Origin of the sequence: Corynebacterium incognita, assembly GCF_014217255.1 — a bacterium.
GTDB classification, from domain to species: Bacteria; Actinomycetota; Actinomycetes; order Mycobacteriales; family Mycobacteriaceae; genus Corynebacterium; species Corynebacterium incognitum.
The window spans coordinates 1125137-1150419 of record NZ_CP059404.1 but is presented as its reverse complement, the minus strand read 5'-3'; the positions used below and the strand labels follow the sequence as shown (position 1 = coordinate 1150419).

The window sequence follows — 25283 nt, the reverse complement described above, 5'->3', positions numbered from 1 at the left end:
AGGCTTAAGTTACGATAGATTGCTTCCCGGCGACCACTTAAGCGCTAGGTTGTAACGTGGCGTGTGCACTGCGTCCGTGGGGGAAACCCCGAAGACAACGAGGATAGTGTTGAACATCACTGCAGGTAACGGTGATTTTCTTTATGGGGCTCGGGGACTAGGATCGAAAGCTATGCAGCGCCTTTCGAAGATCCTCCTGTATTACAAGTTCCTCCCCATCAGCGACCCCAAGGCCGTGATGCTGTGGCAGCGCGAACTGTGCGAACGCCTCGGCCTCAACGGTCGAATCCTGATTTCCGAGCACGGCATCAACGGCACAGTCGGCGGAGATATTGACGCCTGCAAGGAATACGTGAAGAAGACCAAAGAATACTTTGGGGCGATGGAATTCAAATGGTCCGAGGGCGGCGCCGAGGACTTCCCGCGCCTGTCCGTGAAGGTGCGCGATGAGATCGTGGCCTTCGGTGCGCCGGGGGAGCTCAAGGTGGACGAGAACGGCGTCGTCGGCGGAGGCGTGCACCTCAAGCCCGAAGAAGTGAACACACTGGTTGAGGAACGCGGCGACGACGTGGTCTTCTTTGATGGTCGCAACGCCATGGAAGCGGAGATCGGAAAGTTTAAAGACGCCGTGGTGCCCGATGTGACCACCACGCACGACTTCATTGCGGAACTAGAGTCCGGCAAGTACGACTGGATGAAAGACAAGCCGGTGGTCTCCTACTGCACCGGTGGTATCCGCTGCGAGATCTTGTCCGCGCTCATGAAGAATCGCGGCTTCAAAGAGGTCTACCAAATCGACGGCGGCATCGTTCGCTACGGCGAGAAGTACGGCAACGACGGCCTGTGGGAAGGCTCCCTCTACGTCTTTGACAAGCGCATGCACACCGAGTTCGGCATCGGCACTGAGGACCCCGGATTCGTGCAGCTTGGTCACTGCATCCATTGCGGCAAGGGGAACAATAAGTTCGTCAACTGCGTGAACGAAGACACGTGCCGCCAACAGGTGCTCATCTGTGACGAGTGCGCCGCTGACGTGCGCACCTCACACTGCGGCCGGGAAGACTGCGCCGCGGTCGCCAGCGAACTCGCCGCGAAGCAGGGCGCCTAGCTCGTCGCGTCCACGAAGACCATGATGGTGGCCAACAGCCACCCCATGCAGTGCGGGACGAGGAACCAGAAGAAGCCCATCCAGGAGCGCCAGCGCACGTAAGACTTCAGCTTGTGCACCATGATGACGCCGCAGCCGATGGCGCCGACGATGGGCGGGATGCTGGTCAGCCCGGCCCACCACAGCTGCTGGGAGCGGGTGCACAGCCAGACCCCTTCGCCGCTATCGCAGCGCTCGCCGCCGACGAGCCGGAACGCAAGCGCGAGGCCGAAGGCCACGAGCACGGACATGATCACTGTGCCCGCCGCCCACAGCTGAGCCTGACGGGTGGAGCGGTTATTGAGCTCGGCCTGCACCTTGGGATCAACCCCTTGCGCGAGTTCCTCGAAGCTGCGCGGCTCCGGGGGAGCAAGGTTGGCGGAATCCGCGTCTCCGAACAAGTCGTTTTCGGGGTGCTCGAGGCGCCGTTGGGACTGCTGGCGGCGATCGCGGGGTGAAGAGGACATGGCTCTTAGCTTAGTGCCCGGCGCAAGGCGATGGGGCGCGACGGCGGGCAAAGGTCACGCGGTTGTGCCTAACGCGTATGCGCGGGGTAGATAATCACCGGTACCCGTAGGTGGTTCAAAAACTCGGTGGTGGTGGAACCGAGGAAAACGCGCTCGAAAGGACTGAGCGGCGCGGAGTCCAGGCACATGATGTCACCCTTCTTCCATTTCAAGGCGTCGACCGCGCCGGCCCAGCCGTTGCCGGAGCCGATGTCGGTTTCCACCTCGAGGTCGGGGAACGCATCGAGGACGAAATCGCTGGCGACGTCGAGAAGCGCCAACGAGGTCTCCCTCCAGTGCGAGGTCAGGGCCTGCGCCACATCCATGGAACCCGAGGGTGAGCTCAACAAACCGGACGGGGAGAAGCCGAGGATGCGCAGCGGGACGTTCCAACGCGACGCCATGGCGGCCGCGGATTCCAACCCGGGAAGCTGGCTGAGCTCCAGGTTCTTGCCGGGCTCTTCGACGAACGCAAAGTTCACACGGGTCACACCGTGCTTGGACAACTTGGCGGCCCGCGGGCTCAAGCCCAGTGGGATGGGGGAGGAGTGGAGCAGGGTGTCGGCGGTTGTGCCGGCGAGGAAGCGCCCCTTAGGTGCGGCGGCGCCGGGCCCGATCAGGATGAAGTCCGCGTCGAAGTTTTCCGCCGCGGCGGTGAGTAGCGCGGCTTTGGAGGAGCCGTCGACGAGGATAGAGAATTCCTCGTCCCAGTTCTCTTCCGCGATACCTGCGCCGCGAAGGGCCTTTTCTACCTGTTCAGCGCAAGCAGCAGCTTCCTTCTTAAACCACTTTTTGTACTTGCCACCGAGTTTGCTCAGGCTGGTGGTGGTCCAAGGTTGGACGAGAGTAGAAATCACGCGAATGTGGATGGGGGTGGTGCGAGCCAGCCAGGCGGCATAGTTGAGCGCGGCGTCGCTGGAGTTCGTGGGGCTCCACGCAATCAATACCCTCGGGATCGCTGGGACACCGCGCTGCGCCAACGCGGTGTCAGAATCCGGAGCAGAGGTGTCTTTAGCCATAGTGATGTTTACAGCTAGCTTAGTACATGCAGTTTTAACGGAAAATCCCGCTGGAGTTAACGCGGATTAACACCGGTTAACTAGGAGGACACTCAGCCCGGCTAGGGCTGGGTGGGTCGGTAGATGCGGGAGAGTTCGTTGATCAACTCAGCGAGGTTCTCGGCGGTGTTGATATATTCCGGCCCGAGCCATTGGACGATTCGGGCGAGGGCTTCCGACCGCTGCTCCGAGACGTCGTCGAGGACCTGGCGGCCCTTGTCCGTCAGGGCCACCTTTACGCCGCGGCGGTCGTCCTCATCGCGTACGCGGGACACCAAGTCGCGCTTTTCCAACTGCAACAATGCGTTGGAGGCGGTGGGCATCCTGATGAGCTCCATGGAGGCCACGTGGCTAATCCGGCATGCACCCTCCTCTTTGAGGCGGTTCATGATGGAAACCTGCGAGGACGTCAGGCTCGAGCCTTCCGTGGTGCGCTGAAAGATGACCACCAGCTTGTTCATGGCGGGCTGGATCTTGGTGGCCAGTTCCATGGCATCCTCCATGGAGGTGGGCGGAACCGAATCTCCCGCGGGGGCGCCCGGCTGCCCCGGTGCAGCAGGATTGTTGTCGGGCGAAATATTTTTGTCCATGACAGCAATCCTAGCTAATTTCCATTTTGTGCTAGAAACTAGTCGGACTACTGGTCGACGATGAAGTTTTCCAACTCCTCGCGCGCCTTCTCATCGGCCATCTGCACTGGTGGGGACTTCATGAGGTAAGCGCAGGCAGGAAATACTGGCCCGGCGACTTCGCTATCCAAGGCGATCTTGGCGGCGCGGAGCGCGTCGATGATGATGCCGGCGGAGTTGGGGGAGTCCCACACCTCCAACTTGTATTCCAGATTGAGAGGAACCTCGCCGAACGCGGAGCCCTCCAGTCGGATGTACGCCCACTTGCGGTCATCGAGCCACTCCACGTAGTCCGACGGGCCAATGTGGACATTGCGATCTTCTTTCTTGCCAGCCAGGGGCCCGTCCGTAAGGTTTGAGGTCACAGCCTGGGTCTTGGAGATCTTCTTTGACTCCAAGCGGTTGCGGTCCAACATGTTCTTGAAGTCCATGTTGCCGCCCACATTGAGCTGCATGGTGCGCTCCAGGCGCACGCCGCGGTCCTCAAAGAGCTTGGCCATCACCCGGTGGGTGATTGTGGCGCCCACCTGGGACTTGATGTCATCGCCAACAATGGGAAGCCCGGCTTCTTCAAACTTTTGTGCCCATTCCGGGTCGGAGGCAATGAATACTGGGAGTGCATTGACGAAGGCGCAGCCGGCGTCGATGGCGGCCTGAGCGTAGAACTTCGCCGCCTCTTCAGAACCGACGGGGAGGTAGCAGACCACGACCTCGGCGCCGGCGTCCTTAAGGGCCTGCGCGACGTCGACAGGCGCAGCGTCTGCTTCCTCGATGGTCTGCAGGTAGTGCACGCCCAAGCCGTCGAGTGTCGGGCCGCGCTGCACAGTCACGCCCAGGTGGGGGACATCTGCGATGGAAATGGTGCAGATCGTCGGCGCCTTTGTCGCCTCGCTGAGATCTTTGCCCACCTTTGCGGCGTCGACGTCGAAGGCGGCGACGAATTCGACATCTTTAACGTGGTACTTCCCGAGCGTGGCGTGCATCAACCCCGGGATCTTCTCCTCCGTGCTGGCGTCGCGATAAAACTCCACGCCCTGGATGAGGGACGTGGCGCAGTTGCCGACGCCGACGATGGCCACCTTCACACTGGAATTGCCGGAGGGTTGCGTGCCGGCGGTGGAGGAATTTTCTGCGGGATTGCCCGAACCGTTCATGGTGCGTGAGCTCCTTTTTCTTTCTGTCGTGCTCGCCACACATCGCTGCCTGCGACGTGTTAGACCTCTCAGGCTAGGTAGGGTCGCAGGAAAAGAGTAGGGTGAAACCTCCATTGCGCACGGTGTATCGATTAAGTAAATCGATCAAGGTTTCACTGAGGAGGTGGTGGCATGGCTCGCAACATTCGTTATACCGATGTGGTCTCCCATGAATGGGAGCGCGCAGCGGCGCTCCGGGACCTGCGCGCCGGGCGGGTGCTTCGCGACGACGTGTGTGATGCCGACTTCCTCCTTCGCGCGGCGGCCGAACACCACGGCGAGACAGCGCCGCGACCGTGCCCGGTGTGTGAGGACGAGGAACTGCGTTTTACTCGTTGGGTGTACGGAGAAGCACTTGGTCGCCGTGCCGGTTCGGCACGCAGCGAGGAAGAGATCGCTGATTTTGTCGCCGAGGGGCTGGAGTTTACGGTGCACCTCGTTGAGGTGTGCCGTCGATGTCAGTGGAACTTTCTCCTGCGTACTGCTACTGCAGGAGCGTAACGCCTGACGCTGAATGCACAATAAATTGAATGCGTGAGGCTTGAAGCTGGCTTGAAAACGGCTCACAACTGCCAACTGGTTGGTTGTGTTGGTTTTCTGTAGGCCCGAAAACCCAGTAAGCTGCGAATATTGTGTTGTACATTTCCTCTACTCAACTGAGGGGCAGAATTTAGTGAATGAGAAAGCAGAATCCGGCGCAGCGCACTCCGCGTCCGCGTCGGGTGCAAGCGCCCGGTCCGCTACCCGAAAGGGAAGGCAGAAGCCTAAGCGCCGGGCGAAGTCAGGCTGCCTCATCTGGTTCCTCGTCATCGCGCTGGTGGCCATCGCTGTGCCAGCAGTGGCGTTTTCTGTGGCCTACTCCAAGGCCCGCATCCCAGAGGCGAGTGAGCTTCAGAACGCGCAGATTTCTACCATCTTTGCCGGCGATGGCAAGACTGAGCTCGCGCGTCTAGTACCGCCGGAGGGTAACCGCAAGCAGATCACCTTGGACAAAATTCCGGACCACGTTGAGACTGCGGTGCTGGCGGCCGAGGACCGTGAATTCTGGACCAACAGCGGCTTTTCGGTGACTGGTTTCGGACGCGCCGTCATCGGACAGTTGACCGGTAATGACTCCGCCGGTGGAGGCTCCACTATTACCCAGCAATACGTGAAAAACACCTTGGTCGGCGACGAGCGTTCCTATGAGCGTAAGGCCCGTGAGCTGGTGTATTCGGTGAAGATGACCAACGAGTGGCCCAAGGAGCAGATCCTTAACGCTTACCTCAACACGGTGTACTTCGGCCGTAATGCCTATGGCATCGAGTCTGCGGCGAATGCTTATTTCAATAAGCCCGCCAGCAAGCTGACCGTGAGCGAAGGCGCTTTGCTCGCCGGCTTGATCCAGACCCCTTCGCAGCTGGACCCGTGGGTGAATAAGCAGCGATCCGTAGATCGCTGGAATTACGTTATGGACGGCCTCGTGGAGATGGGTGAGGTTGATGCGGCGGAGCGCAGCAAGCAGAAGTTCCCGCAGACACGTAACCCCGCGAAGTACTCCGCCTACACGGAGGCCACCGGACCTAATGGGCTCATCAAGAATCGCGTGATCGACGAGCTCGAGCACATCGGCATCACCGAGGACGATGTGACCAACAAGGGCTTGCAGATCACCACCACCATCGAAATGAAGGTGCAAAACGCCACTCTCGATGCCGTGCGTGCCAACCTAGATCCGCTGCAGGACGACGCCCGCGCGGCGTCGGTCAGCATTGATCCCGCCACCGGCGCGGTGCGCGGCTACTACGGCGGCGATGAGGCCGGAGGCTGGGACTACGCCAACGCCCCGATGCAGACGGGCTCTACCTTCAAGATCATGGCGCTGGCCGCGGCCCTGCAGCAGGGCATCTCCCTGGACACCGGCTACTCTTCGGCGCCGGTGACTTTGCCGGGCAACATTCCGGTGTCCAACGTGGAGGGCTTCGACTGCGGCTTTTGTTCCATCAAGGATGCTCTGAAGTACTCGCACAACACCTCGTTCATTCGCCTGCAGGACGACCTGAAGAACAAGATGCAGGACACTGCGGACATGGCTCACTCTCTGGGTGTGGCTGATACCCTGCCGTCGATTGAAAAAACCTTGACCGAAAACGGCAACCCTCCTTACGAGGGCATCGTTTTGGGCCAGTACCCGTCTCGCCCGGTGGACATGGCAACCGCCATGGCTACTTTGACGAATAAGGGCGTGTGGAACGAAACCCACTTCGTGCAGAAGGTAGAAACCGGCACCGGCGAAGTGCTGTTTGAACGCCCGGAGCCGGAAGGCCAGCGCCGAGTCTCCGAGACCGTTGCAGGCAACGTCCTGGAGGCAATGAAGCCAATCGCCTCCTACTCCAACGGCGCGCTTGCCGACGGCCGTGAGTCCGCGGCCAAGACCGGTACCTCGCAGCTGGGCGATACCGGCAACAACCGTGACGCCTGGATGGTGGGTTCCACCCCGCAGCTCGCCTCCGCAGTATGGGTAGGTACCGCTGACAACGCCTCCGCCATCTTCAACCAGTGGGGCGGCATCATGTACGGTTCCCAGGCACCGACCCAGATTTGGAAGCAGACCCTGGATGCCTCCCTCGCCGGTCAAGAATTGGTGCCTTTCGATTCAGTAAAGCCGGTGCGTTACGGCACGGGCATGTACGGCGGCGGCTACGTGGACCCCAACTACGTCCCTGAGCAGGCGGCCCCAGTTGAGGAGGCTCCGGTGGAGGAGGTACCCGCCGAAGAGGCCCCTGCGGAGGAGCAGCGGACCCCGCGCTCCAACCGAGGTGACTCCGGCAACTCCGGAAACAGCAACCGCGGAAACTCGGGCGGCAACTCGGGCAATGGTGGCGGTAACTCGGGCGGGAACTCCGGTAACGGAGGCGACTCTGGCGGAAACTCGGGTGGCAACTCCGGCAACGGAGGCGGCAATACCGGCGGGGGCAACGGCGGTGGCGCTGTAGAGCAGGACATCGAGGATCTCATCAACGAGTTCCTGCAATAAATCTCGCACAGTAAGTATCCGGCGAACGTCTGAAGTAAAGTATCAGCTGTGAAAACTTCGACGAACTCCGCGACTGAACCCAATAGGCCTACCGGGCGCTCACGCCGCGCACCGCACGGGGAGAATCTCCCGGTGGTGCGCGGCGTCGTCGACTATCTAGGCGGGCCCCTCGGCGCCCATGCCGGCGCCGTCCGCCCGGGGTGGTGGACGCTGCTGCGCACGCTTATCTTCACCGCCCTGGTGTTCTTGAGCTTCGGTTACCTTTCTAAGGCTCGCTGCCTGGAAGGCGTGCGCAGCGCCGACGGCGTAGTGAACCTCAACTGGGCGGGCAACCGGCAATACGTGGCCGCCTGCTACAACGACATCATCCCGCTGTATAAGGGCCGCGGTCTCAACGAACCGGGGTTCATTTACAACTTCAGCTGGCAGGAAGGCGACCTCACCCGGTACATCGAGTACCCGGTGCTCACCTCCCTGTTCCAAAACCTCATGGGTTTCATTAGCCGCTCCACCTACGGCGTGTTGAATATCTTCGGGGAGCACTCCATCCCGGAGGCCTCGTGGTACTTTTCGGTAACCGCCCTGGTGCTTTCAGCATTGTGGGTAGTGACGTTGCGGATGGTCGCGGACATGGTGGGCAATCGCCACCTGGACGCTTTCCTGGTCGCTGCTAGCCCCATCGTTATTGTCCACGCCTTTTCGAACTGGGACATCCTGTCCATCTTCTTCGCCGTCGCCGGTATGTACGCCGTGATGCGGCGCAAGACCTGGCTCGGCGGCATCATGTTCGGTCTGGGTACCGCCGCCAAGATGTGGCCGTTGTTTATCCTCGGCGCCTTCCTCGTGCTTGCTTTCCGATGCCGCGCCTGGGCCCCGTTCGCCCAGATCACCGCCGGCGCCGCGGGAGCATGGCTGGTGCTCAACGTTCCCATCATGCTGGCCTTCCCTGAGGCGTGGCGAGAATTTAACCGGCTCAACACTGAGCGCGGCTGGGAGTGGACGACCATCTACGCCATAGCGAGCCGCAACCTCGGCTGGACTGGCTTTGACTCTGGCGACGGCGCGCCCACAATCCTCAATGCCGTGACGCTGCTGCTGTTTCTTGGCAGTTGCCTGGCTATATTCCTCCTCGGCATCAAGGCGCCACACACGCCGCGGGTGGCGGAGCTCGTGCTGCTCATCCTCATCGCTTTCCTGCTGTTCAACAAGGTGTGGTCGCCGCAGTACTCCATCTGGTTAGTGATCCCGGCCGTCCTTGCGGTGCCGCGCTGGCGACTCCTGATCTCGTGGATGATCACAGAGATGTTGGTGTGGCCGGCGCTGATGTGGCACATGCTGGGCACGGATAAGAAGGGCGTGCCGGGTGAATTCTTGGACCTGGTGCTACTGTGCCGCGACGGCTTCCTCATCGCGCTGGCGGTCATCGTGATCCGTCAGATGTACGGCAAGACTGCGGACAAGGTGCGCGACGCGCACGAGGGCCGCGATCCCCTCGCCGGCCCCTTCAGGCCGCGAGTAAAAGTGGCGTCGGAAAGCGCGATCTAAATGGCCGTGACCATCATCGGCATCGTGTCGATCTTCTTGGGCTTTATTTGTGTCATCACGGCGTACTGGACCTTTATGCGCAACAAGCCGCGGTGGGTGCCGCTCTTGTTGGGGCTGGGGGCCTTAGTGTTTCTCACGGTCATTCCCACGACCTGCGCGGTGTTTTACGCCGCTTAAGCGAGGTAGGGGATTTCTTTTCGGGGTCTGACTAGGGTAATCTGGCGTGGTTGCTTGACGCAACGTACCCTCCTGCCACATCCGCAAAGGTGATGTGGCCGATTACAACAACTAGACCATAGGAGGTGATGAGGTCCGTGCGTCACTACGAAATCATGATCATTGTGGATCCAAGCCAGGATGAGCGCACCGTAACCCCGTCCCTGGATAAGTACCTGGAAATCATCCGTAAGGATGGCGGCAAGGTAGAAAACCTGGACGTGTGGGGCAAGCGCCGTCTTGCGTACCCGATCAACAAGAAGGAAGAGGGCATCTACGCCGTCGCCAACTTGGAGTGCGAGTCCGCATCTGTGCAGGAGCTCGACCGCCGTCTGAACCTCAGCGATACCATCCTTCGCACCAAGGTTCTGCGAACCGACAGCTAATTGAGGATACTGGGTTTGGACAAGCTCAAATGTGAGCTTTTGAACCTCGGAACCTAAAGCACTTCAACGAAAGGCTGAACACATGGCACAGGGCGATACCAACATCACGTTCGTGGGTAACTTAGTTGCCGATCCCGAACTTCGTTTTACCCCTGCGGGAAAGGCAGTTGCCAACTTCCGCGTCGCTTCCACACCTCGTCGCTTTAACTCGCAGACGAACCAGTGGGAAGACGGCGAAGCCACGTTCTTGACCTGCAATGTATGGAACAAAGCCGCAGAAAACGTCGCCGAGTCCCTGACCAAGGGCGCTCGCGTCGTTGTCACTGGTCGCCTCCGTCAGCGGTCCTACCAGACCCGCGAGGGCGAAAACCGCACCGTTTTTGAAATCGAAGTAGACGAGGTTGGCCCCTCCCTGCGTTATGCCACTGCCCAGGTGAACCGGAACCCGCGTGAGGGCGGCTCCGGCAACTACGGCGGCGGCAATAACTTTGGTGGCGGCAACTCCAACTTTGGTGGCGGCAACGGTGGGAACCAGGGCGGCAACTACGGTGGCTTCGGTGGCAATCAGCCACAGCAGGCCCCCGCGTCCCAGCCGCAGCAGAACGCTCAGCCTGACAATGATCCGTGGGGCTCTGCTCCGCAGGCTGGCTCCAACTTTGGTGCCAGCGAAGAGCCACCGTTCTAAACCCAGTTACCCCTTAGCCTGTCATTTCTCACCATAAACCCATTTCCGCCAGCGCTTTTTAGCTCGCGGGCATAACAACGAAAGGCAGGGATCATGAAGCTGATCCTCACCGCTGCCGTTGAAAACCTCGGCGCCCCAGGCGAAATTGTTGAGGTTAAGGACGGCTACGGACGTAACTACCTGCTTCCTCGCGGCTTGGCCATCGTGGCTACCCGTGGCGCGGAGAAGCAGATCGAAGGCATCAAGCGCGCTCAGGAAGCACGTGCGATCCGCGACCTGGACCACGCACGCGAGGTCCGCAACCAGCTCGAGCAGCTCAGCGGCGTCACCGTCACGGTGAAGACCTCTGAGAAGGGCAAGCTCTTCGGCTCCGTGTCCGCACAGGACATCGTGGACGCTGTGGCAGCTGCCGGCGGTCCGAAGCTGGACAAGCGCATCGTGAACATGCCAAAGGGCCTAGTCAAGAAGACGGGCAACTACCAGGTCGAGGTCAAGCTGCACGCTGACGTACTCGGCAAGGTCAACTTCTCGGTCGTAGGCGCTTAAATTACTTAAGCCCTTCGGCGGTCACTGTCAGTGACCCACAGACAACAGCACTCGAAAGCCCCGCACGGCTTACCCGATGATTCGGGTTCGTCGCGGCGGGGCTTTCGCGGTTCCTGGGCCGCGCTCGGTGCCTCATGTGGGGTATGTGGATAACTCCGAAAACCTGTGGATAACTTTTGAGAAAAATCCCACAATTCCTCGTTCGCGTTCGTGCAGGTGGCAATCTTATCCATTTTTCATACCGTCCCTTAGCGCAGGTAGAGGTAGTTTTGCACAATTAACACGATGGTTGTCCACAGCCACAAATGGCGTCTGAGCTGCGCATTGCATGAAAAGTGCCAAAGTATGCGTCCGTTTCTCCACAAGTTATCCACAGTGGGTGTAGGGCACGGATGCTTAAAACCGCACATGAGGCGCCGATAGGAGCGGGAGCTGTGGATAACTTGGGGGCTGGGGTGGATATCGGTCCGCGAGCCAGTGGAGTTATCCACTGGCTCAGACCCAGCTAGACTGTTCGAGCAAGCGGTTTATTTTTCGATGCGCGTGGCGTCCGCGGTGCCCCGGCACCGGCGGTCGTATCCGTGAAAAGGGGAAGGTAGAGAACCTATGACGAGTGGCTTTAGCCCAGCTTTCGACGACGCCAGTTTCCCTCCGGAACCGTTTAATGATTCCCCGCCGGAGCCCACTGGGCGCTATTCCTCCCCGCGGTCGGACCAGGGAAACAATTACGGTGAATTCCGCACCCCGCCGCAGGACCGCGAGGCTGAGGAAGGCGTGCTGGGTGCGATGCTGCTCAGCCGGGAAGCCTGTGACGAAGTCATGGACATCCTCAAACCCGATGACTTTTATGTGCCCCGCAACCGCACGATTTACGAGGCGATTCTGAAGGTCTTGTCCAACGAGGGCGAGATCGATCCGCTCATTCTGTCCGGCCAGTTGGATCGCCAAAACGATCTGGAGCGCGTGGGTGGCGCGGCATATCTGCACCAGCTCGTGGCGTCCGTACCTAGTGCGGCGAACTCGCGCTTTTACGCTGAGATGATCGCGGAAAAGGCGGTGTTCCGCAGCCTCGTGTCAGCCGGTACACGCGTAGTGCAGCTGGGCTACGAAGGCTTGGAAGATGCCGAAGTGGACGCTGTCGTGGATATGGCGCAGCAGGAGGTCTTCGCCGTCGGCAAGCGCCAAACCGCAGATGACTACGACGTCTTGGGTAACCTGCTCGGCCCCACCATCGATACCCTCACCGAGCTGCAGCAGCACGGCGGGCAACAGGTGGGTGTGCCCACCGGTTTCATTGACTTGGACGAGCTGACCAACGGCCTGCGCGGCGGCCAGATGATCATCATCGCGGCGCGTCCGGGCGTGGGTAAGTCAACCTTGGCCATGGACTTCATGCGCGAGGCCTCTATTCGCCACGGCAAGACGTCCGTCATCTTCTCGCTAGAGATGTCCAGCGAGGAGATCGTCATGCGTATTTTGTCCGCGGAGGCCGAGGTCAAGCTGTCGGATATGCGCGGCGGCAAGGTGTCCACGGAGGACTGGCAGAAGCTGGTGGCGAGCTTTGATGCCCTGGAAAAGGCGCCGTTGTACATTGACGATTCCCCGACGCTGACCATGATGGAGATTCGCTCCAAGGCGCGCAAGCTCTCGCAGACCCACGGCCTAGATCTGGTGGTGCTGGACTACATGCAGCTGCTGAGTTCAGGCCGCAAGGTGGAGTCGCGTCAGCAGGAGGTGTCGGAATTTTCGCGACAGCTCAAGCTGCTGGCTAAGGAGCTCGATGTCCCCGTCATCGCCATCTCGCAGCTCAACCGTGGCCCAGAGGCTCGTACGGACAAAAAGCCCCAGTTGGCCGACCTGCGTGAGTCCGGCTCGCTGGAACAGGACGCGGATATGGTGATGCTGTTGTACCGCCCGGATTCCCAGGACCGTGACAACGAGCGCGCTGGTGAGGCCGACATCATCTTAGCCAAGCATCGTGGCGGCCCTATCGATACCGTGCAGGTCGCGCACCAGTTGCACTACTCCAAGTTCGTCAACATGGCCCGCGGCTAAGCGAGACCGCTTCTCGACGCCTCGCGAACCTCCCCCCCCCCAACGAGGGCGTCAATGTTAACTTTGTCACACTGGCAGTCGCGGGCGTCGGCGCCCCGATGCTTCTCGAATGGGAGAAATTGCCTTTTACGTGCGGAAATCATGGTCTATTTAGGCTTACCTATTTAAGGGCAAAGTTACTAAGTATTGGCTTACCAACGGTGACTTTGCTGGTCATGGACTTCTAAATTAGGCAATGCAAGAGATTTCGACATGATGTAGCCCATGATGTTTCGATCGTCACCCATTGGAGGAGGGACAAGCCATGACTATCCGCACCTTGAACACGAAGGCAGCGTGCGCCAGCACCCTCGCCTCCCTGACTGAAGACATCACGGTAGCGCGCACGGAGCGCTCCACCATGTTGCTCAATATGCCCACGGACATCCGTGAGCTGGAGGAAGCCGCCCCGAAGCGCGGTTTCCTGACTCGCCTTTTCGGCGCCTAAAGGCGATGAGCTCCTTTAAGCATCAACGACCTTGGCCCGCTGCTCCGGCAGCGTGAAGGCGGCGATGGCCGCCACAGCAAACGAAGCCGCGAACACGGCGAACAGAACGCCGGTAGACCAGTTGCCCAGAATGAAGGGCACGGCAAGCGGGGCCAAGATGGATGCGACGCGGCCGAAGCCCGCCGCCGAACCCGTGCCCGCGCCGCGGATGTGCGCTGGGTAGAGCTCCGGCCCAATCGCGTAAAGGGCACCCCACGCGCCGAGGTTGAAGAAGCTCAAGAGGCAGCCGGCCACGATGATCATGATCTCAGTGTCGGCGGTGCCGTATAGCCCCGCCGCTGCGGCCGAACCCGCCAGCAACGTGGCCAAGGTAGCGCGGCGGCCCCACGCCTCCACCAGCCACGCCGCCACGGCGTAGCCGGGCAGCTGAGCCAGCGTGATAATCAGCGTGAACGTAAAGGACTTCACCAGGGTGAAGCCATCCGCCACCAGCAGCGACGGAATCCAGATGAACGCTCCGTAGTAGGAGAAGTTCACGCAGAACCACACGATCCACAGCGCCGCAGTGCGCCCGCGCATGACGGGGGAGAAGATGCTTCGCGCGGTCAGCGCCGGGTCGCTTTCTAGGCGGGCGCTGCTGCCCGGCGAGCTGACCTCGTCCACCGCGGCCTGAGTAGCTTCGTTGAGCTCCGCTGCAGGTACCTCTGCCTCGAAAGAAGCCACTACCTTTTCCGCCTCCTCGTGGCGCCCGCGCGCTTCGAGGTAGCGCACGGATTCCGGCAGGCCGAGGCGGACCACTAGCGCGTAAAGTGCGGGGACCGCGCCGAGCGCCAGTGCCCAGCGCCAGCCGTTGTCGGAAGCGCCGACGACGAAGGTGCCGATGCCCGCGGCGAGGATCCACCCCACGGCCCAGAAGGCCTCGAGGATGACCACCATGCGCCCGCGAATCTTACGGGGCGCAAATTCCGATACCAAGGTGGACGCCACCGGCAGTTCCGCGCCGAGGCCGAGGCCGACTACAAAGCGCAGCGCGATGAGCATGGCCAGGCCAGTGGACAGTGCCGAGGCGCCGGTGGCCAGGCCGTAGACCAAGAGGGTAAGGGCGAATACTTGGCGGCGGCCAATCTTATCGGCGAGCAGGCCGCCCAGGGTTGCACCGATGGCCATGCCTACAAAGCCCGCAGAGGCGAGCCAGGACGTCTGGGTCTTGTCCAGCTCCCAGTGGACCGCCAGCGCGGCCATGATAAAGGAAATGAGCCCGACGTCCATGGCGTCAAGGGCCCATCCAATTCCTGATCCGAGGACCAAGCGTTTGTGCTTACGGGTGACCGGAATGCGGTCTAGGCGCTCGTTGCGAGTCAGCGGAACCGCAGGTGAGGTGGAGTTTTCAGTATTGAGCATGAAGGCATATTAATCCCTATCCCAACAATTGGGAAGCATTTGTCAATAAAAGTATGCTCGCGGTGCACTGTATCGATTGAGAGCCCACACCTGCGGGGCCCGACGGCGGGCGGGGAGCGGCTTAGGCCCCGGCGCGGAAGCCCCGCAGTCGCAAGGAATTGCTCACCACAAACACCGAACTCAGCGCCATGGCCAGACCAGCCAGCATGGGATTGAGTAGGCCCAGTGCCGCGACGGGGATGAGCACCACGTTGTAGGCGAAGGCCCAGAACAGATTGCCCTTGATGGTGGACAGGGTCTTGCGTGACAGCCGGATGGCGTCGGCGGCGGAGTGTAGATCGTTGTGCATGAGCGCGATGTCCGCGGCTTCCAGTGCGACGTCCGTGCCGGCGCCCATGGCTAGGCCGAGGTCGGCTTGCGCGAGTGCGGCGGCGTCGTTGACGCCGTCGCCGACCATGGCCACGTTGTGGCCTTCTTCCTGGAGCTTCTCGACGATCGCGACTTTGTCCGCCGGCATGACCCCGGCGGTGACGTTGGCGGGCTCGATGCCCACCTCGCGGGCGACGGCCTGTGCGGCGCCCTTGTTATCGCCGGTGAGCAGGTGGGGAGTCAGGCCCAGGTCGCGAAGGCGCTGGATGGCGGCGGCGGAAGATTCTTTGACGGTATCGCTGACAGTGATGATGCCCGCCGGTGCGCCGTCGACGTAGATCACCACCGGGGTGGCACCCCGTTCCTGCGCCGCGGTGAAGCCGTCCTGCAGTTGCCCCAGTGGGCCCTGCGGGCGGCCGACAAATACTTCGTGGCCGCCGACCCGGCCGCGCACGCCCCCGCCGGGCTCGGACTGGAAGTCCGTAACGTCGTCCGGCGCATCGTCGGCGGACTCTGCTGTGGCAGCGCTGACGATGGCGCGGGCAATAGGGTGCTCGGATCCCTGCTCCAAGGCACCGGCGAGCGCCACAACGTCGGCGCGAGAGTAAGCGCCCGACTCCGGTACGAGGACATCCGTGACGGTCATCGTTCCCTCAGTGACGGTTCCGGTCTTGTCCATGACCACCGTGTCCACCTTGCGGGTGGACTCCAGTACCTCGGGGCCCTTGATGAGTAAGCCAAGCTGGGCGCCGCGGCCGGTGCCCACGAGGATGGCCGTGGGCGTCGCCAAGCCTAGCGCGCAGGGGCAGGCGATGATGAGCACTGCCACTGCGGCCGTGAAGGCGGCGGTGAGGGAGGCACCAGCGAGTAACTGGCCGATGAGGGTGAGCAGCGCGAACGCGATGACGGTGGGGACGAAAACCTGGGAGATGCGATCCACGAGTCGTTGGACGGGGGCCTTCTTCGACTGCGCGTCCGTGACGAGCTTCGCCATCTGCGCCAGGGTGGTGTTCTCGCCGACCTCGGTGAGCTCCACCTCCAGGCGTCCCGAAGTATTGAGCGTCGCGCCGGTGACGCGGTCGCCTTCGCTGACTTCCACAGGGACGGATTCGCCGGTGAGCATGGATTCATCGATGGCCGAGGCGCCGGCGCGGACAATGCCATCGGCGGGAATCTTTTCTCCGGGGCGCACGAGCACCCGGTCTCCCACCTGGAGGGCGGAGACGGCGACGCGGGACTCCGCGCCGTCGCGAAGCACGGAAGCCTCCTTGGCGCCCATGGTGAGCAATGCCCGCAGCGCCTCGGAGGACTGCCCCTTGGCGCGGGTCTCGAACCAGCGGCCCAGCAACAGGAAGGTGATGACCATGGCCACGGACTCCAGGTAAATGGCATCACCGTGCGAGTTCCGGGCAAAAAGCTCCATGTGCATGGTCATGCCTGGCTCGCCAGCGGTGCCAAAGAAGAGCGCCCACAGGCTCCATACGTATGCCGCGGTGGTGCCCAGTGTGATGAGCGTGTCCATGGTGAACGAACCGTGTTTGAGGTTCGCCCAGGTGGCGGTGTGGAAGGGAGCGCCGCCGAAGATGTAGACGATGGTGGCCAGGACGAGGCTGGCCCACTGCCAGTTGTTGAATTGCCACGCCGGGATCATGGACACGGCCATGATGGGAAGGCCCAAGATGGCGGAGATGATGGTGCGCCGGAGGAGGTCGCGAGCCTCGGCTTCGCGGGCGTCGTCAAGCCGATCGGTGGCAGAGGCGCTGTGTCCGGAACCCGCGGAGTCGGCATCCGCAGAATCGCTTGTCGACGTCGCGGCCTTGTCGAAGGCGTCGTATCCGGCGCCGCGGATGACCTCGATGAGCTCATCGGGGGAGGTCTTGGTGGGGTCGTAGTCCACAGAGGCGGACTCGGTGGCGTAGTTGACAGCCGAGGTGACGCCGTCGACCTTGTTGAGTTTGCGCTCGACGCGCGAGGAACAAGACGTACAGGTCATCCCCATCACCCCGAGATCGAGGTGAACAAACTGCGGAGTAGGGGTAGACATGGTGATTTAGGCTTTCAGGGTGTAGCCGGCCTCGGCGACGGCAGCTGAAACCTGGTCGTCGGTGAAACCCTCGCCGCTGACGGCGACGGCACCGGTGTTGTGATCGGCGGTGACCTCGTTGACGCCCGGGATCTCCATGATTTCCTCCTGCACGGACATTTCGCAGTGGCCGCAGGTCATGCCTTCGACGGAGTAGTTCTTCTGTGCCATGGTGAACTCCTTAAATCCTTAAATATGGTGTCGGTGAAATTGCTTACGTCCTCAAGAGTATACCCCTAGGGGGTATCTCGCAAGGGAGGCTATCGAGCTGATGTGCCATACTGGCGGGCGCTAGGAATTGGGCTAGGAATTGGATGAGGAATAGGACCGAGCCTAGTGGTGTTGGAGCCACATAGAACGCCAACAAACGAGCCCGCGGTAGAAGGCCTCCCTGACATCGCCGGCGCAAACGAGAAACCTAAGGAGCGATAGACATGGCAACCATCGACATCACCGAGGACACCTTCGAGGAGACCGTCACCCAGGACGGCATTGTTTTGGTTGATACCTGGGCAGAGTGGTGCGGACCGTGCAAGCGCTTCGGCCCCGTCTTTGAGAAGGCCTCCGAGGAGCACCCGGACGCGGTCTTCGCCAAGATGGACGCGGACCAGAACCAGGGCATCACCGCTGCGCTGCAGATCCAGTCCATCCCGACGCTCATGGTCTTCCGTGATTCCATCATGGTCTACCGTGAGGCCGGCGCGCTGCCGCCAGCTGCACTGGAAGATCTTATCGGGCAGGTTAAGGCGCTGGACATGGACGAGGTACGCCGCCAGGTGGCCGAGCAGAACGCCGCCGCTGACGCCGAGGGTGCCGAGGGTAACAACGCCTAAGGCTCTGCCCAATCCTGCGCGCCCGCGGCATACGCCAAGCTCGCGCGCGCTTGCTGAGCGCCTCCTCCCTGCTTTCGTTAAGATCGCAGGGAGGAGGCGCTTTTATGGGCCTGCCTCGAATTTCATAATGAGAGATATTAGAACGCGAACCAGGCAACACCGAAGGATAGGGAGCAAACGACATGGCGAACCCATTGGGCAAAGGATGGAACTACCTGAAGTCTTCGCTGGACAAGAAGATTGAGGACAACGCCGATCCACACGTGCAGATTGAGCAGGCCATCGCCGCTGAAAAGGAACGCCACCAGCACATCTCCGATTCCGCGGCGGAGATCATCGGCACCAAGTCGCAGCTGGAAATGAAGCTCAACCGCCTCCTGGAATCACAGGAGAAGTACCAGTCCCAGGCGCGCGAAGCCATCAAGGCGGCCGATTCTGCTTCCACTCCGGAGGATGCTGAGCGCTACAACCAGACCGCCGAGGTGCTTGCCTCCCAGCTAGTCAGCGTGGAGCAGGAGATCGAAGCGACCACAAAGCAGCACGAGGAAGCGACGCAGGCCGCGGAGCAAGCGAAACGCCAGCAGCAGGAGTCCGAGGCGCGCCTGCGGGAGCAACTCTCGCAGGTGGAGGGACTGCGCCAGCAGGCCGACCAGGCCAAGCTGCAAGAGACTAGCGCTGAGATTCTGCAGGGCGAAGACCCGCTGGCCCCCGACGATTCCGTGCCGACGCTGGATTCGGTGCGCTCTAAGATCGAACGCCGGTACACCGATGCCCTCGGTGCGCAGGAGATCTACCAGTCCTCCGTGGGGGACCAGATGCAGCAGATCCAGTCAGAGGGCAACGACATGCGCGCTACCGCGCGCCTGGACCAGCTCCGCCAGGAGATGAAGGGAATCGAGGCCGGCAGCAACGCTGAGGACGCCGACTCGCCCGCCGCTGATGAGCAGAAATAAGGCGACGGAGAAGTAAGGTCCAAAAGAAAACAGCGGGCCAGCCTGCCTTCCCTGAAGGGAAGGGGCTGGCCCGCTGTGCTGCGTTGGGCGGTCCTAGGTGCGGCGGACGTTAATGAGAACGCCGCGGATGCCGGAGTGGAAGCCGTCACGCAAATTCACGCGCTGAGACTCGCTGAGCGTGTACTCGTGCAGGGTCTCGCAGGCGAATTGCAGGAGCGGCCGGTCAATCTCGGGCGGCAGGCCGCCGCCGGAGAGCAAATGAGCCTGGTCGCGCTGCTCCGTGCTGGCCGCGTTGTTGTACCACCAGGTGGCGTATTGCTGGCCGACGTCGAAAGGCGTTTGGAAGCCCGCGGACGTCCACACCTCTTCCGGCAAGGGAACATAGCGTGAGCGCAGCTTTCGTCGCGGCGCCATCATGGACGGCTTAGGTGCGGGCTTGGGTGCGCCACTTGGCTTCGGGCGCGCCGTCTCGTTCTTCTGCTCCGTCGCGGCGGACTCATTGGTGATCTCTTCGGAGCCTGGCCGTGCGGGCGTGGCGGCCTGCGCACTCTGGGGAGCGACGGTTGCCGGGGTGGGATGGCCGCCGGGCATGTTGGCAGGACTCGGGGAGGTTGTCCGTGGGGTCGCCGTAAATGCGGTTTCTGCCTCGGACGGTTCGACGCAATCATCGGCGTCTGCCTCTTCGGTGTCTCGTTCCTTTGCGGTGCTCTCGTCCTTCGAAGGGCTTGCCGCGGCTTCGTTGTCCGGGGCGTCGGTGGTGGCGGTATTGTTGCCATCCGTTGCGGCGGAGTTGTCGCCTTCGGCCTGGGGCACCGGTGCGCCAGGCGGGCACTCGTCGCCCTCGTCCTCCTCCGTCGACTGGTAGGAGCGAATGACTGGTGGCAGCGGGCCTTCGAGGACCTGGAGTTCCATAGCGTCCGCGAAGTCCTCGCGCGGGTCCAGGATGGTTGTCGAATCGCAGGCATGGCGGAGGGCGGAGGACATGGAGTCCCAGCCGAAGCCGTAGAGGTGCACGCGGATTCCGTTGTTGATGGCTTCTTCGACGCCGGGGATCATGTCCGCGTCGCCGGAGACGAGCACAAAGTCGGTCACGTGCTGCTGGATAGCGGTGACCACCATGTCAGCGACAAGGCGGGTGTCCACCGCCTTCTGTGTACGGCGCTCACCCCACTCGATGAGCTGGCCCGTGCGAAGCTGCACACCGTCGCAGGTGCGCAGTGCGCGCTGGTAGCGGTGCGGACCTGATTCGGGGATGCCGTCGTACCAATTTTGACGATGAACTGGGTGGCCTAGTTGGCCTTCCACCATGTGGCCCAAGGTGGCTACTACCTCGGGGAGATCGATTTCTAACTGCGCGCGAGCGCCCGTTTCCCAGGAGTTATAAAAGCTGGCCAGGAGGTATGAGGTGTCAACAAAGACAACTGTGCGTTCAAGCATGACTCCTAAATTCCGTTCTAATTGTTTTTAAATAAATTTTGTTACGCCTCCAGTGTGCCTTATTTGAACTCAGTAGTCGATGTCCGTCCCACAATTTCGGTGTTTATCCCGGTTAGCGGCGGTGGTGGTGACGGATTTCTCACACGCATGCACCTAGCTCTTGCATAGTTTCGGGGGTGGTTATATGGTTAGTTGCATGAGTAACTAACCGAGTAACTCATGGATAGCGTTAACGAGAGGGAACATGGACAACTCAACGCAACCGTTGTTCCGGCAAATCGCCGCGCTCGTGGAGGACTCCATCGTGGACGGCTCCTTGGAAGAAGGGGCCCAGGCGCCATCCACCAATGAGTTGGCAGCCTTCCATTCCATTAACCCCGCAACCGCCCGGAAGGGGCTGAATCTGTTGGCCGATATCGGAGTACTGGAAAAGCGCCGGGGCCTGGGCATGTTTGTCGCCCAGGGTGCGGTGGACAATATTCGCTCGCGACGCCGTAGTGACTTCGCTGCGGAATACGTCGCTCCGCTCATTGATGAAGCCGTCCGGCTGGGTTACGAGCGCGAAGCACTGCACGAGCTATTGGACCGTGTTGCTGAAAGCCGAGGGATGTACAAATGAGAAACGACATCAATACCACCCATGCCAGTGAATCCACCGCCGTTATCGCCCGCGGGCTGCGTAAGAGCTACGGCAAAAAGGAAGTACTCACCGGCGTCGATTTCGCCCTCGAAGATGGCCAGATTTATGGCCTGCTCGGGCGCAACGGCACCGGCAAGTCCACGTTGCTGTCCTTGCTCGCCGGCCAGCTCAAGCACACTGCCGGCGAACTGCAGGTGTTTGGCAAGCAGCCTTTCGATAACGCTGCCGTCATGGATGAGGCGGTCTATGCCGGAATCGACGTCCCGTATCCCCCCACCTGGTCACTGAAGAGGGTCCTCCAGGTCGCGGCCGCCCGTTTCCCGCACTGGAACGCGGCCGAGGAGAAGGAGCTCATTGACGCCTTTGAGCTGGACCCGCGCACCAAGTATTCCAAAGCCTCGCGCGGCCAGCGCTCCATGGTCGGCATCATCATCGGCCTGGCGGCCAACGCGCCGCTCACGCTTATCGACGAACCCTACCTCGGCCTTGATGTTCGCAACCGGGAGGTCTTCTACCGGGCGCTGCTGCGCTCGCAGGAGGCCAACCCGCGCACCATCGTCATGGCCACCCACGACCTGGGTGAGTCCGCGAAGGTCATCGACCACTACCTGCTGCTGGGCCGCGACGGCACCATCTTTATGGACATGGACGCCGCGGACGTAGACGCCGCGTTCGTCACGGTGACCGCCAGCAGCCTGCCTCGCGACGTTCTCACTCTCGCGGTGCACTCCGAGGGGATGCCTGGACAGGAGCGCGCGGTGCTCAAGCGCGAGGCGCTCGACGCCCTCGCCCTCCCCGAAGGGGTGGCCGTTCACAACCTGCCTATCGACGAGGCCCTAGGAGTCTTCCTGGGCAAGGATTGGGGTGGCGGCGATGACGTTTAAACTGATTCGCGCCCATCTTTCCCAGCTGCGGTGGATGTGGCTGCTCCTCGGTTACGTCCTCCTCGTTGCGTATGCCATGACGGCGGCCAATCAATTCTTCGTTGAAGGCAATATCTCGATTGGCTTGGCGGTGTGGACAGCGACAATGCTGTTTATCTGCATCATGATGTTCTCCCCGTCGGCGATCAACGCACGCGCGTTCGGATTACGGCGGACCGTGTTTCTCAAAGCAGCACTGGTCGTCAGCGTCGTCGTGCTCCTGCCGGTCCTAGCAATGGCTGTGTTCAACGGGGGCCTCGTTCCCAGCGGGGGCGGGTGGCTGATTATTGGACTGACGCTTCTCCTCACCGCCTTGTGGGCATGTTTGTCCTACTGGCAGGTGCCTACCGCGCGAGCTGATGAAAACAAGCTGAGCTCCTTTTTGGCTATCGGTGATGTCGAGGTGCTTCCTTTCGGTCCGTTGGCAGTGCGTCTGTTGGTGTATCCGCAGATTCTTTGGAGTGCGGTGTTCGCCGCCGTGGTGGTCATCGTGACGGAATTGACACCCGTCGATTCCCCGCTGGGTGCGTCGTACGCGGTCCTTTTCATCGCCATGGGCGCTTCCGGTGTCCTCACCATCAGTCGAACTCTCGCCACATGGCAGGCTTTCGGCAAGACCCGACGGGAATGGATGCTGGTGACTCTGCTGACCGGCCCGGCCATTGCGGCCGTCTTCGCGGCACTGCTCGAGGTGACGCTATTCCCCGAGTATGGAGGCCACATCACCCTATTGAGCGTCATCACCGCCGTCATGTTCGTTGGTCTCTCGGGTCTCAGCGTCTGGGTCACCTTTGCCGCCATGTTCGCCGTGGCGTTGCCCCTGTCGATGGCCATCGGCTTCGTTGACGGGGCAGCAATCTCGACGCCCATCTTCATCGCGTATGGCATCCTCGCGGCGCTTACGCTCATTGTCTTCTTCGCCACCGCCGGGCGCGGTGTGCGGCCGGCCAAACAACTGTCAACCAATGGACTGAGGAGCAGCAACAATGCACGCCGTTAAAGCAACAACCATGCGCGCTGGATACGGCGCGGGAGCGGTGCTTGAAGACCTGGACTTTACTTTGAGGCCCGACCAAACTCATGGGCTCATCGGCCCGAACGCCGCGGGCAAAACCACTGCGCTGCGCGCCATCGCGGGTCAGGTCCGCGCTAGCGGCCTGGAGGTCTTCGGCGAGAAACCATTTGATAACCAATCCGTCATGGACCGCACGATCCTCATGGGCATTGATGCCCCGCTCGTCGACGGCTGGAGCCTGAAGAAGCTCGCCGCCATCGGCGCGGCGCGGTGGCCCAACTGGGACGATGGCATCCTCGACGAGCTCACGGAACGTTTTGAGCTGCCGCTGAAACAAAACTACTCGGGGCTCTCCCGCGGCCAGAAGTCCGCGATGGGCATCGCGTGCGCGTTTGCGTCCGGATGCGAGCTGGTGTTGTTGGACGAACCGTACCTGGGACTCGACGTCGATAAGCGCCGGGAATTCTACGACGTCCTGGAGCAATTCCGCGGCACGCGCACGATTGTGGTGTCCACCCACCATGTCAACGAAATTGCTGGCCGCCTGGACACGGTACTGCTCCTGGGCAAGGATGGCGCCACCATTGCCGGTGGGGCGGAGGAATTCGCCAACAATATCCTGGAGCTCGCCGGCCCCGGCGAGCTTGTCGACGCCCTGGTGCAAGACCTCACAGTTCTCCACCGCGAGGAAGGGCGCCTGGGTACCCAAGCGATCGTCGACATGCGCGGGCACAGCGACGATGACATCATCGCGCTTTTCGACGCCGCGCGTGCCCAAGGGCGCGTCCGCGTCAAGGAAATCACCCTGGAAAACGCCGTGTGGGCACTACAAGGAGGTGGCCGCCATGACAGCGCCGACCTATAGCAAGGCCGTCACCCCGCGGCGAAACGCCACGTCGGACCTAGCGATTGCACGGCACCTGCTGCTCACGCCATCGAGCCTGACGTACGGGACTCTATTTATGCTTGTCGCCTTTTTATGGACGGGAACCGACCAGGTGTGGCGCGATGCTGGCGCAACGGTGATGTTGGGACTGTGGGTCTGGGGAGGCGGCAAGGAACCCGCGGTCTACCGCGTGCTGAACCTGGGCACCGGGCACATGGCCCTGCATCGCCGACTCCATGCGTTAGTAGCGGCGATGTTGACGAGTGTGGCCTTGGTCATCAAGTTCTTGATGGGGAGCCCAGCGCCCTGGTGGGTTCCTGTCATCGTGGGATGTTGCTTCCTTGCGGCGATGGTGTGGCCGGTATCCGCGATTGATTACCGCTCCACCGATGAACGGGTTCAAGACATGGCTACGAACACCAGCGGTAAAACCACACTCCGTAGCCTTGGGCTGCCCGCGACACCCTTGGGTCAAATCGTGTGGGCATCGCAAATTCGCGGCTGGATGCTTGTGTGGGCCGTCATTGCCGTTGTTGCCGTGATCGTGTTCTTGGGTAGCGCGATCTGGGATTCCGTTGAGATAGCTATCCCGGCGGGATCAATCGCAGTTCTTTCTGGATCGACAGCGATGTCGGCATCAATGTTTTCCGGTTTTAGGGAGTTCCTCACCTTAGGCGGCACGCGCACGCAATGGGCGACCCACACAACGCTGGTCGGCATGGTCAACGTGGTGCCCACCGCGTTGTTGTGCGGAGTTCTTGCCTTCTTTCGAGCTGATGCTGGGCAGATGGTGCCCATCGTGCTCCTGGCACTAGTCACGCCGACTATCGCAGCGCAGTTCAGCATCGCGACTGTAAGAACGGTCTTCTATCCGATTCTGGTTGGGGTTGGCTTCATCGCGCTGATTGCCGCGCGTTCGGAAGGCGTATTCGGTGATGGAGTGCTTATCGGTGTGGCGACGGTGCTGTTTGTTTCAAACTTCGTGGTGCTGCGCTGGATGGCGCGCCGGGCCAACCCGTGGACGGGTGGACTCGAGAACTTCTTTGGCTTGAAAAAGGGCGCCTAAACCGGTGCATTAACAACCCATGTTTTTGTGTGTTGTGCTGGGGATTTGTGTTTGGTTTGTGTGGTGTGTAAGTTTATCTAGGTCAGCGCGACCGACAGCGCCCCACAGGAACTGATTGTTTCTGGTTGTGTGGCGGGAGGAAAACAGGTGCTGGCCAAACACTCGCTTATCTTCTTTGTGGTGGTTTTGTGCCGTCATGGGGTTGTGG

At 61.3% G+C, this 25283-nt stretch carries 25 protein-coding genes; 17 read left to right on the top strand and 8 right to left on the bottom strand.

The window, feature by feature from the left end; translation table 11 throughout:
* Positions 1-172: 172 nt before the first annotated feature.
* A complete protein-coding gene (gene trhO, locus H0194_RS05300) occupies positions 173-1108 on the top strand; it encodes an oxygen-dependent tRNA uridine(34) hydroxylase TrhO (protein WP_185176753.1) in 936 nt (311 codons plus the stop codon).
* Here the strand turns inward: trhO and H0194_RS05295 are convergent.
* The 4 genes from H0194_RS05295 to H0194_RS05280 all read right to left on the bottom strand — a co-directional run bounded on the left by H0194_RS05295 (position 1105) and on the right by H0194_RS05280 (position 4494).
* Positions 1105-1614 carry a hypothetical protein gene (locus H0194_RS05295; RefSeq protein WP_185176752.1) on the bottom strand — a complete coding sequence of 170 codons (510 nt, stop codon included), beginning with the start codon at positions 1612-1614 and terminating at the stop codon, positions 1105-1107. The two genes, trhO and H0194_RS05295, sit on opposite strands and share 4 nt — an antisense overlap.
* A gap of 68 nt (positions 1615-1682) precedes the next feature.
* A complete protein-coding gene (locus H0194_RS05290) occupies positions 1683-2672 on the bottom strand; it encodes a universal stress protein (RefSeq protein WP_185176751.1) in 990 nt (329 codons plus the stop codon).
* Between the two features lie 101 nt (positions 2673-2773).
* Complete coding sequence (locus H0194_RS05285; RefSeq protein ID WP_185176750.1) at positions 2774-3301, bottom strand: MarR family winged helix-turn-helix transcriptional regulator; 528 nt, start codon at positions 3299-3301, stop codon at positions 2774-2776.
* A gap of 47 nt (positions 3302-3348) precedes the next feature.
* The gene (locus H0194_RS05280; RefSeq protein WP_185176749.1) at positions 3349-4494 is read right to left on the bottom strand and encodes an inositol-3-phosphate synthase; all 1146 of its coding nucleotides are present in this window, start codon (positions 4492-4494) and stop codon (positions 3349-3351) included.
* A gap of 171 nt (positions 4495-4665) precedes the next feature.
* On the opposite strand from H0194_RS05280, the gene H0194_RS05275 reads away from it, so the two are divergent.
* The 9 genes from H0194_RS05275 to H0194_RS05235 all read left to right on the top strand — a co-directional run bounded on the left by H0194_RS05275 (position 4666) and on the right by H0194_RS05235 (position 13469).
* On the top strand, positions 4666-5034 hold the full coding sequence (locus H0194_RS05275; protein ID WP_185176748.1) for a DUF5318 family protein: 369 nt from the start codon (positions 4666-4668) through the stop codon (positions 5032-5034).
* Positions 5035-5206: 172 nt separating this feature from the next.
* Positions 5207-7549: a transglycosylase domain-containing protein gene (locus H0194_RS05270; RefSeq protein ID WP_185176747.1), complete on the top strand. Its 2343-nt coding sequence runs from the start codon at positions 5207-5209 to the stop codon at positions 7547-7549.
* 132 nt (positions 7550-7681) lie between these two features.
* Entirely contained in the window at positions 7682-9094 is a 1413-nt protein-coding gene (locus H0194_RS05265) for a glycosyltransferase family 87 protein (RefSeq protein WP_185176902.1), read from the top strand.
* A complete protein-coding gene (locus tag H0194_RS05260; RefSeq protein WP_185176746.1) occupies positions 9095-9271 on the top strand; it encodes a hypothetical protein in 177 nt (58 codons plus the stop codon).
* Positions 9272-9408: 137 nt separating this feature from the next.
* The gene (rpsF, locus tag H0194_RS05255) at positions 9409-9696 is read left to right on the top strand and encodes a 30S ribosomal protein S6 (protein ID WP_185176745.1); all 288 of its coding nucleotides are present in this window, start codon (positions 9409-9411) and stop codon (positions 9694-9696) included.
* Positions 9697-9778: 82 nt separating this feature from the next.
* A complete protein-coding gene (locus H0194_RS05250) occupies positions 9779-10381 on the top strand; it encodes a single-stranded DNA-binding protein (RefSeq protein ID WP_185176744.1) in 603 nt (200 codons plus the stop codon).
* A 93-nt stretch (positions 10382-10474) separates the two neighbouring features.
* Positions 10475-10927 (top strand): 50S ribosomal protein L9, encoded by a 453-nt coding sequence (gene rplI, locus H0194_RS05245; RefSeq protein WP_185176743.1) that lies wholly within the window; start codon positions 10475-10477, stop codon positions 10925-10927.
* A 606-nt stretch (positions 10928-11533) separates the two neighbouring features.
* Positions 11534-12982: a replicative DNA helicase gene (gene dnaB / locus H0194_RS05240; protein WP_185176742.1), complete on the top strand. Its 1449-nt coding sequence runs from the start codon at positions 11534-11536 to the stop codon at positions 12980-12982.
* Between the two features lie 304 nt (positions 12983-13286).
* Complete coding sequence (locus H0194_RS05235; protein ID WP_185176741.1) at positions 13287-13469, top strand: hypothetical protein; 183 nt, start codon at positions 13287-13289, stop codon at positions 13467-13469.
* Positions 13470-13484: 15 nt separating this feature from the next.
* Here the strand turns inward: H0194_RS05235 and H0194_RS05230 are convergent, their stop codons facing one another.
* The 3 genes from H0194_RS05230 to H0194_RS05220 form a co-directional block, all read right to left on the bottom strand.
* Entirely contained in the window at positions 13485-14870 is a 1386-nt protein-coding gene (locus tag H0194_RS05230; RefSeq protein WP_185176740.1) for an MFS transporter, read from the bottom strand.
* Between the two features lie 121 nt (positions 14871-14991).
* Positions 14992-17283 (bottom strand): heavy metal translocating P-type ATPase, encoded by a 2292-nt coding sequence (locus H0194_RS05225; protein ID WP_185176739.1) that lies wholly within the window; start codon positions 17281-17283, stop codon positions 14992-14994.
* 6 nt (positions 17284-17289) lie between these two features.
* Complete coding sequence (locus H0194_RS05220) at positions 17290-17493, bottom strand: heavy-metal-associated domain-containing protein (RefSeq protein WP_185176738.1); 204 nt, start codon at positions 17491-17493, stop codon at positions 17290-17292.
* Between the two features lie 263 nt (positions 17494-17756).
* Here H0194_RS05220 and trxA point away from each other — a divergent pair, with 263 nt between their 5' ends.
* Positions 17757-18155, top strand: a complete 399-nt coding sequence (trxA, locus tag H0194_RS05215) for a thioredoxin (protein ID WP_185176737.1) — start codon at positions 17757-17759, stop codon at positions 18153-18155.
* A 182-nt stretch (positions 18156-18337) separates the two neighbouring features.
* Positions 18338-19108, top strand: coding sequence for a PspA/IM30 family protein (locus H0194_RS05210; RefSeq protein WP_185176736.1), 771 nt, complete (start codon positions 18338-18340; stop codon positions 19106-19108).
* A 93-nt stretch (positions 19109-19201) separates the two neighbouring features.
* On the opposite strand, the gene H0194_RS05205 is transcribed toward H0194_RS05210, so the two are convergent.
* Entirely contained in the window at positions 19202-20545 is a 1344-nt protein-coding gene (locus H0194_RS05205) for an NYN domain-containing protein (protein WP_185176735.1), read from the bottom strand.
* 244 nt (positions 20546-20789) lie between these two features.
* Between H0194_RS05205 and H0194_RS05200 the strand changes: the two genes are divergently transcribed.
* From H0194_RS05200 to H0194_RS05180, 5 genes are read left to right on the top strand one after another with little or no spacing between them, the layout of a single operon-like run.
* A complete protein-coding gene (locus H0194_RS05200) occupies positions 20790-21164 on the top strand; it encodes a GntR family transcriptional regulator (protein ID WP_185176734.1) in 375 nt (124 codons plus the stop codon).
* Positions 21161-22069: an ATP-binding cassette domain-containing protein gene (locus H0194_RS05195; protein WP_185176733.1), complete on the top strand. Its 909-nt coding sequence runs from the start codon at positions 21161-21163 to the stop codon at positions 22067-22069. Before H0194_RS05200 ends, H0194_RS05195 begins: the two co-directional genes overlap by 4 nt.
* A complete protein-coding gene (locus H0194_RS05190) occupies positions 22050-23108 on the top strand; it encodes a hypothetical protein (protein ID WP_185176732.1) in 1059 nt (352 codons plus the stop codon). The genes H0194_RS05195 and H0194_RS05190 overlap by 20 nt, the downstream gene beginning before the upstream one ends.
* Positions 23095-23988 (top strand): AAA family ATPase, encoded by an 894-nt coding sequence (locus H0194_RS05185; RefSeq protein WP_246389091.1) that lies wholly within the window; start codon positions 23095-23097, stop codon positions 23986-23988. Before H0194_RS05190 ends, H0194_RS05185 begins: the two co-directional genes overlap by 14 nt.
* Complete coding sequence (locus H0194_RS05180; RefSeq protein ID WP_185176731.1) at positions 23969-25075, top strand: hypothetical protein; 1107 nt, start codon at positions 23969-23971, stop codon at positions 25073-25075. The genes H0194_RS05185 and H0194_RS05180 overlap by 20 nt, the downstream gene beginning before the upstream one ends.
* Positions 25076-25283 lie beyond the last annotated feature (208 nt).

What these genes read in the sequence shown, in the direction of transcription:
- H0194_RS05230 (WP_185176740.1), bottom strand. Translation starts at nt 14,870, where the DNA reads ATGCTCAATACTGAAAACTCCACCTCACCTGCGGTTCCGCTGACTCGC.
- dnaB (WP_185176742.1), top strand. Translation starts at nt 11,534, where the DNA reads ATGACGAGTGGCTTTAGCCCAGCTTTCGACGACGCCAGTTTCCCTCCG.
- H0194_RS05290 (WP_185176751.1), bottom strand. Translation starts at nt 2,672, where the DNA reads ATGGCTAAAGACACCTCTGCTCCGGATTCTGACACCGCGTTGGCGCAG.
- rplI (WP_185176743.1), top strand. Translation starts at nt 10,475, where the DNA reads ATGAAGCTGATCCTCACCGCTGCCGTTGAAAACCTCGGCGCCCCAGGC.
- H0194_RS05185 (WP_246389091.1), top strand. Translation starts at nt 23,095, where the DNA reads ATGCACGCCGTTAAAGCAACAACCATGCGCGCTGGATACGGCGCGGGA.
- trxA (WP_185176737.1), top strand. Translation starts at nt 17,757, where the DNA reads ATGGCAACCATCGACATCACCGAGGACACCTTCGAGGAGACCGTCACC.
- H0194_RS05275 (WP_185176748.1), top strand. Translation starts at nt 4,666, where the DNA reads ATGGCTCGCAACATTCGTTATACCGATGTGGTCTCCCATGAATGGGAG.
- H0194_RS05250 (WP_185176744.1), top strand. Translation starts at nt 9,779, where the DNA reads ATGGCACAGGGCGATACCAACATCACGTTCGTGGGTAACTTAGTTGCC.
- H0194_RS05260 (WP_185176746.1), top strand. Translation starts at nt 9,095, where the DNA reads ATGGCCGTGACCATCATCGGCATCGTGTCGATCTTCTTGGGCTTTATT.
- H0194_RS05280 (WP_185176749.1), bottom strand. Translation starts at nt 4,494, where the DNA reads ATGAACGGTTCGGGCAATCCCGCAGAAAATTCCTCCACCGCCGGCACG.
- trhO (WP_185176753.1), top strand. Translation starts at nt 173, where the DNA reads ATGCAGCGCCTTTCGAAGATCCTCCTGTATTACAAGTTCCTCCCCATC.
- H0194_RS05200 (WP_185176734.1), top strand. Translation starts at nt 20,790, where the DNA reads ATGGACAACTCAACGCAACCGTTGTTCCGGCAAATCGCCGCGCTCGTG.
- H0194_RS05205 (WP_185176735.1), bottom strand. Translation starts at nt 20,545, where the DNA reads ATGCTTGAACGCACAGTTGTCTTTGTTGACACCTCATACCTCCTGGCC.
- H0194_RS05285 (WP_185176750.1), bottom strand. Translation starts at nt 3,301, where the DNA reads ATGGACAAAAATATTTCGCCCGACAACAATCCTGCTGCACCGGGGCAG.
- H0194_RS05195 (WP_185176733.1), top strand. Translation starts at nt 21,161, where the DNA reads ATGAGAAACGACATCAATACCACCCATGCCAGTGAATCCACCGCCGTT.
- H0194_RS05210 (WP_185176736.1), top strand. Translation starts at nt 18,338, where the DNA reads ATGGCGAACCCATTGGGCAAAGGATGGAACTACCTGAAGTCTTCGCTG.
- H0194_RS05235 (WP_185176741.1), top strand. Translation starts at nt 13,287, where the DNA reads ATGACTATCCGCACCTTGAACACGAAGGCAGCGTGCGCCAGCACCCTC.
- H0194_RS05295 (WP_185176752.1), bottom strand. Translation starts at nt 1,614, where the DNA reads ATGTCCTCTTCACCCCGCGATCGCCGCCAGCAGTCCCAACGGCGCCTC.
- H0194_RS05220 (WP_185176738.1), bottom strand. Translation starts at nt 17,493, where the DNA reads ATGGCACAGAAGAACTACTCCGTCGAAGGCATGACCTGCGGCCACTGC.
- H0194_RS05225 (WP_185176739.1), bottom strand. Translation starts at nt 17,283, where the DNA reads ATGTCTACCCCTACTCCGCAGTTTGTTCACCTCGATCTCGGGGTGATG.
- H0194_RS05180 (WP_185176731.1), top strand. Translation starts at nt 23,969, where the DNA reads ATGACAGCGCCGACCTATAGCAAGGCCGTCACCCCGCGGCGAAACGCC.